The following is a 12,810-nucleotide window of genomic DNA, read 5'->3' on the forward strand; positions in this document are numbered from 1 at the left end:
GTTTAGAGATGTTTGGAAAATGCGGCAGTATCCGTTAAAGCCGAATGATGTTCAACACATCGCCCGACAGGCTGACCTGTACGCCCGCGCCCCACAAAGGGTCGCGACGCAGATCCTCCGAAACTTTGTAGTGGCCTGCGATGGAGACCAGTTCAGCGCTCATTTGCTGACAGAAAATCCTGGCTTTCGTGTCGCCTTTGACGCCGGCCAACACTCGACCACGCATCGGGCCGTATACATGGATGTTCCCGTCGGCGAGAAGTTCCGCCCCCGGGCTGACCGACGAGATCACCACCAGATCGCAGCCTTGGGCATAAATCTGCTGGCCACCACGTACGGGCGAGGTGATGATCTTCGTTGGCTTGATAGTCGGCTCCGGCGGTTTTTCCGGTTTTTTCTTGACTTGGCCTTCGAGCGGGTCAAGCGGACGTTCCCGGGCGCCGGACGGTGGCAGCACCGGCAGGTCGACCGCGATGGCCGCGGCGATGTCTTCGATGCGGCTTGCACGGATTGCCAGGGTGCGCAGGCCATGCTGGCGGCAGACGCGCATCAGGCCCGGCAGATCGACTGCTCCTTCGCTGGCAGGGAGTTTGTCCAGGGCCAGCACCAATGGCGCGTTACTAAAGAAGTTAGGCGCCTGGGCAACCTTGGCGGCCAGTTGACGATCGAGGTTCTCGAGGTCGTTACGGGCCAGTTCCAGCACCGTAATGGCGAGCATGCTGCCCTTCAGCTGGAACACGGGATCTTGGTCTAGCGGTTCGGTTTGGCTCATGGTCGGCATACAACGACTTGTCACTAAAAGTGCCGAGACTTATAACGAGAACGCCCGCGAGCCGCAAGCCGGGTCGAACGATGTAGAATGCGCGGCCATTGTCTTTCCGGAACCTTTAATGGATCGCCCGCGTTTTCGAACAGCATTTCTTTCTCCGCGTTTCTGGCCGCTGTGGTGTGGCTTGGGGCTGTTGTGGCTGATTGTCCAGTTGCCGTATCCGGCGTTGCTGTCGATCGGTCGCGCCCTGGGTGCATTGATGTATCGAGTAGCGGGCGACAGACGGCGCATTGCCAAGCGCAATCTCGAACTGTGTTTCCCTGAAAAAACCGCTGCCGAACGCAAGCGCCTGCTCAAGGAAAACTTCGCCTCAACGGGCATCGCGTTTTTCGAAATGGCCATGAGCTGGTGGTGGTCGCGCGAGCGTCTGGCGAAGCTGGCCCATGTCGAAGGGTTGGAGCATTTGAAAAAAGCCCAGCGTGACGGCAAAGGCGTGATCCTGATGGCCGTTCATTTCACCACCCTGGAAATCGGCGCGGCGTTGCTCGGCCAGCAGCACACCATTGATGGCATGTACCGCGAACACAAAAATCCGTTGTTCGACTACGTCCAGCGCCTGGGGCGCGAGCGGCACAACGTCGATTCGCTGGCGGTGGAGCGCGACGACGTGCGCGGCATGCTCAAATTACTGCGCGCAGGCCGGGCAATCTGGTACGCACCGGATCAGGACTATGGCGCCAAGCAAAGTATCTTCGTGCCGCTGTTCGGGATTCAGGCCGCCACCGTCACCGCCACCAGCAAGTTTGCGCGGTTGGGCAAGGCGCTGGTGGTGCCGTTCACTCAGGAACGTCTGGCGGATGGCAGCGGTTATCGATTGGTGATTCATGCACCGCTCGAAGGTTTCCCCGGCGAAACCGAAGAAGCCGATTGCCTGCGGATCAACCAATGGATCGAAGGCGTCCTGCGCGAATGTCCGCAGCAATACCTTTGGGCTCATCGCCGCTTCAAGAGCCGTCCGCCGGGTGAGCCGAAGCTGTACGCAAAACGCGCTTGAACCACCGTCCTTATAAGCACCATGGAGTGTTGCGATGAGTCCTGCTGAACCGGTTACAGGGTTGATTCTTTCCGGCGGCGGGGCCCGGGCGGCCTATCAGGTGGGTGTGCTGGCGGCAATTGCCGAGCTGTTACCGGTGGGTGCGAGCAATCCGTTTCCGGTGATCGTCGGCACCTCGGCCGGGGCGATCAACGCGGTCAGCCTCGCCAGTGGGGCGATGGATTTTCGTGGTGCGATTCAACGTCTGACAGCCTTCTGGCAGGGCTTTCGCAGTCATCTGGTGCTGCGCAGCGACTGGCCGGGCGTGATCCACCAGGCCAGCCGTTTTGTCAGCCACAGTTTGCTCGGGATTGGCGCTCAGGTGCCTGTGGCTTTGCTCAACAGTTCGCCGCTGCGCGGATTGCTCGACGACAAACTGCAGATGAGCGGGATTGCCGAGGCCATTGCACAGAAGCAGTTGCAGGCGGTTGCGGTGACCGCGTTCGGCTACGAGTCCGGTCAGGCGGTGACCTTTTATCAGGGCGGCGGCACCATCAATGCCTGGTTGCGCCATCGGCGAATCGGCGTCCCCACGCAATTGACCGTCGACCACTTGCTGGCCAGCTCAGCGATTCCGCTGCTGTTCGCGCCAGTGAAAATCGGTGAAGAGTATTTCGGCGACGGCGCGGTACGTCAGTCGGCACCGATCAGCCCGGCGTTGCACCTGGGCGCCAGCCGAGTGCTGGTAGTGGGCGTCAGCGGCAACCCCCGCGGCCTCGACCCGGAACAACCGCTGCAACGCGCCTACACCGGCCAGCAGCCGAGCCTGGCACAGATCGGTGGGCACATGCTCAACAGCACGTTCATTGACAGCCTGGAAAGCGACATCGAGTTGCTGCAGCGGCTCAATCAGTTCAGTCATCTGCTGCCGGACGGCACGCAGACGCGCGCGCTGGGTGTGGCGCCGGTAGATGTGCTGGTGATTTCGCCGAGTCAGCCAATCGATGAGATTGCGGCGCGGCATCGGCAGGAGTTGCCGGCGGCGCTGCGTTTGTTTCTACGCGGGCCGGGGGCGACCAAGACGAGCGGGGCGGGGGTGCTGAGTTATCTGCTGTTCGAGGCGGGGTATTGCAGCGAATTGATTGATTTGGGGCGGCGGGATGCGTTGGCCAAGCGCGGGGAGTTGTGCCGGTTTCTCGGGTTGGGGGAGCCTGTAGTTTCGGCTTGAGATCGGCGGCGCGACCATCGCGAGCAAGCTCGCTCCCACATTCGATCTCCTGTGAACACATTATTTGTGATCACCACTGATCAACTGTGGGAGCGAGCTTGCTCGCGATGGCGTCATTGCAGACGCCGCTGAATCAGAAGTGGAGCTTCACCAGGAAGCTCGTGGTGCTCTGATCGGTCTTGAAGACCTGGCTGTCTTTGATTCCGTACTTGTCCGACCAGTAGTCGTATTCCACACCCACATACAACTGCTTCTCACCGAAATTCAGCGCCTTGCCCAAGTCGTATTTGACCTGTGGATTGAAGTGCAGGTTGGCGTGGTATTCGCCTTTTTTGTTGACGTCGTTGTCGACCACCCAGTCCATGAAACCGTCGATCAGGATGTTCGAATCGCCCACCGGGATGGTGTAGGACCAGACCGGAGTGACCTGCCAGATATTGTCACCTGGGCGGTCGCCTTCGGTATGACGGTTGTAGAAGTTCAGCTGGAAGTAGTCGAAGCCCGGGATCGCCAGGTCGAAACCGGGACCGATCAGGTAGGACTCGGTGTCGTCTTCACCGAACTCGTAAGTCATGGCCAGCAACACGTCTTTGATCGGGCCGAACTCGAGTTTCTGATCGAAGATCTTGCCGAACGAAAGGCGCGGGCTGATTTCACCGTAGTAAGTGTTCTCACCGGCGAAGGAATCTTCCTTGCCGTTGTAGAAGATCTTGTCGACGAACACGAAGTTGTCGCCGTATTTCCAGCCATCGGCGTGTTCGAAGGTCACCGTCTGCTGAATGCGCGGGTTGACCTGGAAGTCCTTGCCATACAGGTAGGTCAGGCTGTTGTTCTGCCATTGCAGCAAATCGCCGGCCATGGCCTGGCCCCCAGCCAGCAACGATCCCGCCAGCATCAGGCTAGTGCACGTACGTTTCATTCGGTTGCTCCCAAAAAGTAGGTGGTTCCACGTTATTTTTCTAAGGTCGGCGCTCTGGTGTGGCGCCTTTTTCTTTAGCTGTAAAAAATCATCCAATCGGTCAGCTTCAGTGCTGTTAGCAAGAGCTGAGCCAAGGCTTTTGAAAAGCCAAAAAACTCCCGTTCGGCGGCTCAAGAGCAGTCGATTGAGAGTGGTTTTGGAGTGCCTTGGTACCGTCCAGTGCCGGGATAAGTTGGCTTTATGGTCAGGAATTAAATCCGGGCTTTTTTTTAGACCAGATTCGGGCGGCCGCGGAGAATACTGACTCCTTGGCCAGGTCTCAAGTGCCCCGCAACAGCGCACCGATGACAGGTTTGGAGCACGGTTGCGGATCATCTAGAAATGCACCTTCACCAGCAGGCTGGTGGTGTTCTCATTAGTGTCGAGTTTGGCGTTGTTTTCGATGCCGTATTTGTCTTTCCAGTAGCTGTATTCGACGCCGACGTACACCTGTTTCTCCCGCCAGCCCAAGGCCTTCCCCAGGTCATATTTGATCTGCGGGTTCAAGTGCAGGTTGGCGTGGTAGGTGCCCTGTGAGTTCTGGTCGTTATCCACGACCCAGTCGATGTAGCCGTCGATCAACAGGTTCGAGTTGCCCAATGGCAGGGTGTAGGACCAGGCCGGCGTAATCTGCCAGACATCGTCGCCGGGACGCGAGCCTTCGGTCTGGCGATAGTAGAAGTTCAAGGTGAAAAAATTGAAGCCCGGTACCGCGAGGTCGAAACCGGGGCCGATCAGATAGGCCTCGGTGTCGTCTTCGCCATTCTCGTAGGTCATGGCCAGCAACACGTCCTTGATCGGGCCGAATTCGAAACGGCGGTCGAGGATTTTTCCGAAAGACAGGCGCGGACTGAACTCGCCGTAATAGGCGTGAACGCCTTTGTTCCGGTCTTTCTCGCCGTTGTAGTACGTGCTGTCGACGAACAGGAAGTTGTCGCCGTACTTCCAGCGGTCGGCGTGCTCAAAGGTTATCGTCTGCTGGATTGACGGGTTGACCGCGAAATCCTTGCCATACAGATAGCTCAGGCTGTTGGTCTGCCACAGCAGCAAATCGCCGGCCATGGCCTGGCTGGCGGCCAGGAGAGCACCGCCCAACAGCAGGGTTGTCTGTGTCCGAATCATCTGTTGCTCCCTCTTGTTTTTATTGTTTGAGGCGCAGGTGTTTCCACTGTGGGAGCAAGCCTGCTCCCACAGGGTTTTTGGTGTTGGTGGGTCAGTGCGGGTGAGCGTGGCAGTCGTTGATGGCCGCGCGTTCAGCGCCGCCGAGGATGTTGAACAGTAGGTTCAGCGACAGCGCACTGAGCGTGGCCATGGCGATACCGCTGTGAGTGATCGGACTCATCCACATCGGAAGGTGGGCGAAGAATTCCGGACGGACCACCGGGATCAGCCCCATGCCGATGCTCACCGCCACCAGCAACTGGTTGCGACGGTCACCGATGTCGGCTTCCTGAAGAATCTTGATGCCGGTGGCGGCGACCATGCCGAACATCGCAATCGCTGCGCCACCCAGTACGGCGGGCGGAATCGAGGCCACCAGAAACGCCGCTTTCGGCAACAAACTCAACATCACCAGCAAACCGCCGGCGACGATGGTCACCGAGCGGCAACGCACGCCGGTCATCTGCACGAGGCCAATGTTCTGCGCGAAAGAAGAGTGGGTGAAGGTGTTGAAGAAGCCGGCGAAGAACGAGGCGCCGGCATCACACAACAAGCCGCGACGGAGCATTCGTGGGCAGACGTCCTGACCAGTGATTTTGCCCAGCGCCAGGAACATCCCGGTGGACTCGACGAAGATGATCACCACTACCAGGCACATGGACAGGATCGGTGCGAGTTCGAACTTCGGCATGCCGAAATGCAGCGGGGTCACGAATTGCAGCCACGGCGCCTGAGCCATGCCGCTCAAGTCGACCATGTCGATCAGGCCGCAGAGTACGTAACCCAGGCACATGCCGATCAGCACGGAAATGTTGACCCAGAAACCGCGCATGAAGCGATGGACCAGCAGAATGGTTGCCAGCACCAGTGCGGCGATGGCCAGGTAAATCGGTGAGCCGAATTGCTCGGCGCCCGCACCGCCGCCGGCCCAGTTGACGGCCACGGGGAACAGCGACAAACCGATCGAGGTGATGACTGTGCCGGTCACCAGAGGCGGGAAGAAGCGTACGACTTTGGACATGAATGGCGCGATGATCATGCCGAAGAATCCGGCGGCGATGGTCGCGCCGAAGATCCCTTGCAGACCGATGCCCGGCATGCCGGCCATGGCGACCATGCTGCCGACAGCGGCGAAACTGGCGCCCATCATCACCGGCATACGGATACCCATGGGGCCGATGCCCAGCGACTGCACGATGGTAGCGATCCCGGCCACCAGCAGGTCGGCGTTGATCAGGAAGGCGATTTCTTCACGACTCAGGCCAGCGGCCTGTCCGATGATCAGCGGCACCGCGATGGCTCCGCCGTACATCAGCAAAACGTGTTGCAGACCGACCAGGATCAATTGCAAAAGGGGTAAACGCTGAATGGCGGGTGCGTCGGGGATGCGCGCTTTGGATAGCTCGGACATGCAACACCTCGGATCTTTTTTATTCTTGTGATTTTGTGCATCAGGTTGACCGCAGTGCGGCCATTCGCGGGCAAGCACCGCTCCTACAGGTCAGCGTGGACCCTGTAGGAGCGAGACTTGCCCGCGAAGCTTTTCAACGGTTAATTGGTGGGAGCTCCCTGAACAATCCACGCACCGATCAGGTCACGTTCCTGCTGGGTCATCTGGGTGATGTTGCCCAGTGGCATGATCTGGCTGGTGACGGCTTGCGCCTGGATGCGCGCCGCGTTCTGGCGGATCTGCTCGGGGGTGTCGAACATCACGCCGGCCGGTGCGGCACTGAACAGCGGGCTGGTCGGTTTGGCCGAATGGCAGACCGTGCAGCGTTCCTGGATCACGTCGTGAACCTTGTCGAAACCGGGGCCGGCGTTGGACGCCTGAGCCGGTGCAGCGGCAGGTGCAGCAGGTTTCGCCGCTTGAGGTTTGGCACCACCACCGAGGGCAGTCTCCGGCAACGGTTGGTACTCGATGGTGCCGGGCGCCTTGGCCACTTCAGGAGCGCTCGGCATCTGCGCCGGGCCAGTCACGTAAGCCAGGCAAATCATGCCCACTGCCGCAGCGGGCAGGGTCCAGGCAAATTTGTGGCTGTCATGACGGGTGTTGAAGTAGTGACGCACCAACACCGCCAACACCGCGATCCCGGCCAGGATCAGCCAGTTGTATTGGCTGCCGTAGGTGCTCGGGAAGTGGTTGCTGATCATGATGAACAGCACTGGCAAGGTGAAGTAGTTGTTGTGACGCGAACGCAGCAAGCCTTTGGCCGGCAGCGCCGGATCCGGCGTGCGGTTCTCGGCAATCGCGGCAACCAGTGCGCGTTGCGCCGGCATGATGATGCGGAACACGTTGCCGACCATGATGGTGCCGATGATCGCGCCGACGTGCAGGTACGCACCACGACCGCTGAACACTTTGCTGAAGCCGTAAGCGGCGCCAATGATCAGCACGAACAGGATGAAGCCGAGCAGGGCAGGGCGTTTGCCCAGGGCCGAGTCGCAGAGGAAGGAGTAGACGAACCAGCCGACGAACAACGAAGCGATGCCCAGTGCGACCCCTTCAGGGCCGGTCAGGCTGCTGCCCGGTGCCAGCAGGTACAGCGTCGGGTTGGAGTAGAACACCACGCACAGCAGCGCGATCCCCGACAGCCAGGTGAAATAGGCTTCCCATTTGAACCAGTGCAGGTTGTCCGGCATGGTCGGTGGGGCCAGTTTGTATTTTTCCAGGTGATAGATACCGCCGCCGTGGATCGCCCACAAATCGCCCGCCAAGCCACTTTTCGGGTTGACCCGATTGAGGTTGTTTTCCAGCCAGACGAAATAGAACGACGCGCCGATCCAGGCCACGCCAGTAATCATGTGAACCCAGCGCACGCTCAGGTTCAGCCATTCCAACAGATGTGCTTCCACAGTCTTTACCTCTCGCCTGTCACTCTGTTGTCGAGTGATCAGACCTTCTCTTATTGGTGGGGGGCGAGGATCAAACGCTCATCCTCTTTGAAAAAATGCTCATCGCAGTTATTGCCTGTACCACTGCGATCAACCACCAGGAAGTCATCCCGCTTTTCGATCGTCAGCACCGGATGGTGCCAAACGCCGCGATGGTAATTAATGCCCTGCCTGCCGTTGGTGACGAAGGCGCGGACCAAGCCTGATACAGGTTCATCGCCAAGTGGCGCGACCACGATCAGAAAAGGGTTGCCGAGCAGCGGAATGAAAGCCTGGCTGCCCAGCGGGTGACGCTCCAGCATGCAGACGGTCAGCGGCATGTCCTGCGCGTCGGCGCGGAAGATGCTGATGATCGCGTTGTCCTCTGGCGTGGCGGTTTGCACCGTCGCCAGTTTATGGAAGCGCATGGTCGAACCGTTGTTGATCATGAAGTGATCGCTGCCGTCGGTTTCGATCACGTCACCGAAAGGGGCGAAGGCTTCTTTGGTCAGCGGTTCAATCGTCAATGTGCGCATGCTGGTCTTCTTACCTGAATTCGTTGTTGTCTGTTCTGACGCTATCGCGAGCAAGCTCGCTCCCACAGGGAAACGCGGTCAAATGTGGGAGCGAGCTTGCTCGCGATTGGGTTCAGCGCTTATTTAGCGACCTTGCCCAATACCCGCAGGCGGCTAACACCACCATCCGGGAACACGTTCAGGCGGATGTGGGTGATCGGCCCCAGCGCCTTGATCTGCTCGGCGAAGGTGTGTTCGGCGTGCATTTCCAGTTTCTGCGCCGGCAGCAATTCGCGCCAGAACAGCGATTGGGTTTCGATCTGGCTGTCGGTACCGCCCTTCACGAACGCGCCCTGGATCGAGCACGTGTCCGGGTAGTTGCCCTTGAAGTGCAGGGTGTCGACGATGACTTTCTCGATTTCGCCGGCATGACCCAGCGCGACAATGACCCAGTCATTGCCTGGCGTGCGACGACGTGCGGTTTCCCAGCCGTCGCCCATGTTGATGCCACGGCCTGGGTTGAGGATGTTGCTCATGCGACCGAAGTGTTCGTCGGAGCAGGCGAGGGCGCGGCCACCGTTCAGGGCTGCTGCCAGGTCAACTTGCTCGTTGTCGCCCACAGCGGACCAGTCGCGGAACGGAATACCGTAAACACGCAGACGGGCCACGCCACCATCCGGGTAGATGTTGAAGCGCAGGTGGCTGAACGCCTGGTCGTTGTTGATTTCGTGGTAGTGGTGGCTGTTGCCTTGCAGCTCGACGGCGGACAGCACTTCAGTCCACTGAGTGTTTTCGTCCGGCTCGCCCGAGGCCAGGAAGCAGGCTTCCAGGGAGGCCGACGGCGGGAAGTTGCCGGTGAAGAATGAAGTGTCGATGTCCACGCCTTTGATCGAACCCGGTACGCCCAGGCGGATCACCGCGCTGTCGTAGCCTTCGAAGCGCTTGCGGCGCGACTCCCAGCCGTCCATCCACTTGCCGTTGTCATCGAACACGCCCTCCTTCCACACAGCCGGGGTCGGCTGGAACAGGCGGTTGGCATCAGCGAACCAGTCATCGGTGACCGAGATGATTTTGGTGCCCAGGCGGGCGTCGGCCAGGTTGACGAACTTCTCGAAAGGTACGGCGTAAGCTTTCATTCTTCTTGTCTGCCTTTAATTAGTTGGCTTGGGATGCTTGCAGTGCCCTTGGTTCTCGCGTTTTAAACGCCCGGGCTTTTCACAAGGGCTGCTCGCTATAGGGTCAGTAATCGGAACAGGGCGATCTTGTTGATCTCCGCCAGCGCGCACTTGAACTCGGTGTCTTCCGGGTTGTGAATGCGCGTTTCGAACGCTGCGAGGATCTGATGCCGGTCGCTGCCTTTTACCGCCATGATGAAGGGAAACTTGAACTTGGCTTTGTAGGCGTCGTTCAGCTCGGTGAAGCGCTGGAACTCTTCGGCCGTGCATTGGTGAATACCCGCGCCAGACTGTTCTTCAGTGCTGGCTGCGGTAAGCTGGCCCTGGACGGCAGCTTTGCCGGCCAGGTCCGGGTGAGCGTTGATCAGTGCCAATTGGCTTTCGTGATCGGCGCTCAACAGGATGTCGCTCATGCGCTGGTGCAGGGCTTCGATCTCGTCGATCGAAGCGTCCTGGCCCAGGTCGAAGGCCTTTTCGGCCACCCATGGCGAATGTTCGTAGATGTCGGCGAAGGTAGCGACAAACGCGTCGCGGCTCAGGGTCGAGGGCTTCAGGGTTTGGAAGTGGCTCATTTCGCGGCCCCTTGGTACGGGTGGGTTTCGTGCCAGTGGCGAGCGATGTCGACGCGACGGCTGAACCACACCTGTTCATGACTTTTAGCGTATTCGATAAAGCGTTTGAGTGCGGCCAGACGCGCCGGACGGCCGATCAGACGGCAGTGCAGACCGATCGACAGCATCTTCGGTGCTTCGGCGCCTTCGGCATACAGCACGTCGAACGCATCTTTCAGGTATTCGAAGAAATCGTCGCCCTTGTTGAAACCCTGGGCCTGGGTGAAGCGCATGTCGTTGGTGTCCAGCGTGTACGGAATCACCAGGTGCGGCTTGCCGGTCGGGTTGTTCGGTTCCCAGTAGGGCAGGTCGTCGTCGTAGGTGTCGCAGTCGTAGAGGAAACCGCCTTCTTCCATCACCAGTCGGCGAGTGTTCGGGCCGGTGCGGCCGGTGTACCAGCCCAGTGGGCGTTCGCCGGTGATTTCGGTGAGGACGCGGATCGCTTCGAGCATGTGCTCACGTTCCTGAGCTTCGTCCATGTACTGGTAGTCGATCCAGCGATAGCCGTGGCTGCAGATCTCGTGGCCGGCATCGACCATCGCGCGGATCACGTCCGGGTGACGTTGGGCGGCCATGGCCACGGCGAAGACGGTCAGAGGAATGTCGAACTCCTTGAACAGTTTCAGAATCCGCCAGACGCCGGCACGGCTGCCATACTCGTAAAGGGATTCCATGCTCATGTTGCGCGCGCCTTGCAGCGGCTGCGCCGAGACCATTTCCGAAAGGAAGGCTTCGGATTCTTTATCGCCGTGCAGGATGTTGCGCTCGCCGCCTTCTTCGTAATTGAGCACGAAGGACAAGGCGATGCGGGCATTGCCCGGCCAGTGTGGGTGAGGAGGGTTACTGCCGTAACCGATCAGGTCGCGTGGGTAGTCAGCGCTCACTGCAGTCTTCCTTCTTATTCGTTCGACTTGTTCAAGGTCAGGTTTGTGTGGCGGCCTGCAGTGTGATGACAGGCTGGCGTCACAGCGATGGGCTGATTGTATACAACTTTACATGCACTTTGTAAGCCTGTTTTTTTGCATTTTTCACTGACTGTCATCTTCACATGTTATTGCAAGAAACCTGCCTGATTGGTCAGCTAATGGATGGAAGGTCCTTTGATCCTATGGCTCGGTGGCAGATTCGGCGGGAATCCCTGAATGACGGGTCTAGTGGTAAATATGTTGTTTTTATTGTGTACAATTTTTTTGAAAAGTGTCTTAATCAGTCGCTCGCCGCAGCGTTTCGTGCTCCGAATCGGTGCGGTCTCCTTTTCAACTGACTTCGGGAGGCGCGAGGTCTGACTGCTCCACGCAGGCAGGCGCGCAGAATCAATGGGACGTTTGACTACTCACGTTTTAGACGCTGCACATGGTTGCCCGGGCAGCTCGATCAAGGTCGAGTTGTATCGCGTTGAAGGTTCTCAGCTGGAACTGGTGGCCACAGCAGTCACTAACAGCGACGGCCGGGTCGATGCACCGCTGCTGCAAGGCGATGACTACCGTTCCGGGGTCTATCAGGTTCAGTTTCATGCGGGCGATTACTACCGCGCCCGTGGCGTTCAGCTGCCAGAGCCCGCGTTCCTGGATGTGGTGGTGCTGCGTTTTGGCATCTCTGCGGAACAGGATCACTACCATGTGCCATTGCTGATTTCGCCGTACAGCTATTCGACCTACAGAGGAAGCTAGGACTTTCCCCCCAAAAATCCTGCGCATATAGCTTCTTTGGTCTTTCGCCCGCTCACACTGCGGGCTTTTTTTTGCCTGTAGATAAGGCAAAAGATCGCAGCCTTCGGCAGCTCCTACATTGGAATGCGTTTCCCTGTAGGAGCTGCCGAAGGCTGCGATCTTTTGATCTTGCTGTTATCGGCTCAACAGAGACGCAGCGCCGGCACCACTGAACAACCCCGCACTCACCCGGTTAAACCAGCTCTGACCCTTGCCGCTGCGCAGATACCGCGCTGCACCATGGGCACCCAGCCCATACGCCAACTTGCACAGCAAATCCAGCACGGTCCAGGTCGCAATCATCACCAGCAACTGCGGCAGGAACGGCTGCTCGGCACTGAGGAACTGCGGGAGGAAAGCGGCGAAGAACAGAATGTCTTTCGGGTTGCTGGCGCCCAACATAAACGCGCGCCCGAACAGTGCGCGAAAGCGTGGCCCTGGCGCAGCCTGGGGCACTTCAGCGCCGTGGGAGGGCAGGCGCGATTGCTGCCAGCTCTGCCAGGCCAGGTAGAACAGGTACAGCGCCCCGACGATCTTCAGGGCGCTGAACAACTGTTCCGATGCCAGCAGCAAGGCTCCCAATCCCAGCGCCGACGCACTGAGCAAGCAGATCGACGCAATCACGCCACCCAGAAACGCCGGGTAAGAACGACGCAAACCGTAATTCAGACTGTTGCTTATCATCAGCAAAGACAATGGCCCCGGGATCAGGATCACCACCAGCGCAGCGCCGCTGAACAGCAGCCAGGTTTCCAGACTCATCACTTTCCTCCATTTGCA

Annotated in this window: 13 protein-coding genes; 3 read left to right on the top strand and 10 right to left on the bottom strand. The window is 59.0% G+C overall.

The genetic code is table 11. From position 1 onward, the window contains the following. Positions 1-34: 34 nt before the first annotated feature. Positions 35-772 carry a septum site-determining protein MinC gene (minC, locus tag ACIQU2_RS13960; protein ID WP_095129096.1) on the bottom strand — a complete coding sequence of 246 codons (738 nt, stop codon included), beginning with the start codon at positions 770-772 and terminating at the stop codon, positions 35-37. A gap of 118 nt (positions 773-890) precedes the next feature. On the opposite strand from minC, the gene ACIQU2_RS13965 reads away from it, so the two are divergent. Then, on the top strand, positions 891-1,823 hold the full coding sequence (locus ACIQU2_RS13965; RefSeq protein ID WP_403141576.1) for a lipid A biosynthesis lauroyl acyltransferase: 933 nt from the start codon (positions 891-893) through the stop codon (positions 1,821-1,823). A gap of 34 nt (positions 1,824-1,857) precedes the next feature. Then, positions 1,858-3,030, top strand: a complete 1,173-nt coding sequence (locus ACIQU2_RS13970; RefSeq protein WP_403141579.1) for a patatin-like phospholipase family protein — start codon at positions 1,858-1,860, stop codon at positions 3,028-3,030. A gap of 133 nt (positions 3,031-3,163) precedes the next feature. Here the strand turns inward: ACIQU2_RS13970 and ACIQU2_RS13975 are convergent, their stop codons facing one another. The 8 genes from ACIQU2_RS13975 to puuE form a co-directional block, all read right to left on the bottom strand. Continuing rightward, positions 3,164-3,949 carry an outer membrane protein OmpK gene (locus ACIQU2_RS13975; protein ID WP_403141580.1) on the bottom strand — a complete coding sequence of 262 codons (786 nt, stop codon included), beginning with the start codon at positions 3,947-3,949 and terminating at the stop codon, positions 3,164-3,166. Positions 3,950-4,324: 375 nt separating this feature from the next. Then, positions 4,325-5,110: an outer membrane protein OmpK gene (locus tag ACIQU2_RS13980; RefSeq protein WP_347803363.1), complete on the bottom strand. Its 786-nt coding sequence runs from the start codon at positions 5,108-5,110 to the stop codon at positions 4,325-4,327. Positions 5,111-5,201: 91 nt separating this feature from the next. Next, positions 5,202-6,560, bottom strand: coding sequence for a nucleobase:cation symporter-2 family protein (locus ACIQU2_RS13985; RefSeq protein WP_403141583.1), 1,359 nt, complete (start codon positions 6,558-6,560; stop codon positions 5,202-5,204). 140 nt (positions 6,561-6,700) lie between these two features. Next, entirely contained in the window at positions 6,701-8,002 is a 1,302-nt protein-coding gene (locus ACIQU2_RS13990) for a urate hydroxylase PuuD (protein ID WP_347803365.1), read from the bottom strand. A 50-nt stretch (positions 8,003-8,052) separates the two neighbouring features. Beyond that, positions 8,053-8,556 carry an ureidoglycolate lyase gene (locus ACIQU2_RS13995; protein ID WP_109628737.1) on the bottom strand — a complete coding sequence of 168 codons (504 nt, stop codon included), beginning with the start codon at positions 8,554-8,556 and terminating at the stop codon, positions 8,053-8,055. Between the two features lie 119 nt (positions 8,557-8,675). Beyond that, positions 8,676-9,671 carry an allantoicase gene (gene alc / locus ACIQU2_RS14000; protein WP_017339775.1) on the bottom strand — a complete coding sequence of 332 codons (996 nt, stop codon included), beginning with the start codon at positions 9,669-9,671 and terminating at the stop codon, positions 8,676-8,678. A 95-nt stretch (positions 9,672-9,766) separates the two neighbouring features. Continuing rightward, positions 9,767-10,282, bottom strand: a complete 516-nt coding sequence (gene uraD, locus ACIQU2_RS14005) for a 2-oxo-4-hydroxy-4-carboxy-5-ureidoimidazoline decarboxylase (protein WP_403141589.1) — start codon at positions 10,280-10,282, stop codon at positions 9,767-9,769. After that, complete coding sequence (gene puuE, locus ACIQU2_RS14010; RefSeq protein WP_403141613.1) at positions 10,279-11,205, bottom strand: allantoinase PuuE; 927 nt, start codon at positions 11,203-11,205, stop codon at positions 10,279-10,281. The genes uraD and puuE overlap by 4 nt, the downstream gene beginning before the upstream one ends. 432 nt (positions 11,206-11,637) lie before the next feature. Between puuE and uraH the strand changes: the two genes are divergently transcribed. After that, the gene (gene uraH, locus ACIQU2_RS14015; RefSeq protein ID WP_111449004.1) at positions 11,638-11,991 is read left to right on the top strand and encodes a hydroxyisourate hydrolase; all 354 of its coding nucleotides are present in this window, start codon (positions 11,638-11,640) and stop codon (positions 11,989-11,991) included. A gap of 174 nt (positions 11,992-12,165) precedes the next feature. Here uraH and ACIQU2_RS14020 read toward each other — a convergent pair whose 3' ends face one another. Continuing rightward, positions 12,166-12,792: a LysE family translocator gene (locus ACIQU2_RS14020; protein ID WP_347803368.1), complete on the bottom strand. Its 627-nt coding sequence runs from the start codon at positions 12,790-12,792 to the stop codon at positions 12,166-12,168. Positions 12,793-12,810: the final 18 nt, after the last annotated feature.

Source organism: Pseudomonas sp. NPDC098740 (assembly GCF_044760065.1).
Taxonomy (GTDB): domain Bacteria; phylum Pseudomonadota; class Gammaproteobacteria; order Pseudomonadales; family Pseudomonadaceae; genus Aquipseudomonas; species Aquipseudomonas rossensis.

Excerpts from the sequence above, each read along its gene's own strand:
- minC (WP_095129096.1), bottom strand. The coding sequence starts at position 772 with ATGAGCCAAACCGAACCGCTAGACCAAGATCCCGTGTTCCAGCTGAAG.
- ACIQU2_RS13965 (WP_403141576.1), top strand. The coding sequence starts at position 891 with ATGGATCGCCCGCGTTTTCGAACAGCATTTCTTTCTCCGCGTTTCTGG.
- ACIQU2_RS13970 (WP_403141579.1), top strand. The coding sequence starts at position 1,858 with ATGAGTCCTGCTGAACCGGTTACAGGGTTGATTCTTTCCGGCGGCGGG.
- ACIQU2_RS13975 (WP_403141580.1), bottom strand. The coding sequence starts at position 3,949 with ATGAAACGTACGTGCACTAGCCTGATGCTGGCGGGATCGTTGCTGGCT.
- ACIQU2_RS13980 (WP_347803363.1), bottom strand. The coding sequence starts at position 5,110 with ATGATTCGGACACAGACAACCCTGCTGTTGGGCGGTGCTCTCCTGGCC.
- ACIQU2_RS13985 (WP_403141583.1), bottom strand. The coding sequence starts at position 6,560 with ATGTCCGAGCTATCCAAAGCGCGCATCCCCGACGCACCCGCCATTCAG.
- ACIQU2_RS13995 (WP_109628737.1), bottom strand. The coding sequence starts at position 8,556 with ATGCGCACATTGACGATTGAACCGCTGACCAAAGAAGCCTTCGCCCCT.
- alc (WP_017339775.1), bottom strand. The coding sequence starts at position 9,671 with ATGAAAGCTTACGCCGTACCTTTCGAGAAGTTCGTCAACCTGGCCGAC.
- uraD (WP_403141589.1), bottom strand. The coding sequence starts at position 10,282 with ATGAGCCACTTCCAAACCCTGAAGCCCTCGACCCTGAGCCGCGACGCG.
- uraH (WP_111449004.1), top strand. The coding sequence starts at position 11,638 with ATGGGACGTTTGACTACTCACGTTTTAGACGCTGCACATGGTTGCCCG.
- ACIQU2_RS14020 (WP_347803368.1), bottom strand. The coding sequence starts at position 12,792 with ATGAGTCTGGAAACCTGGCTGCTGTTCAGCGGCGCTGCGCTGGTGGTG.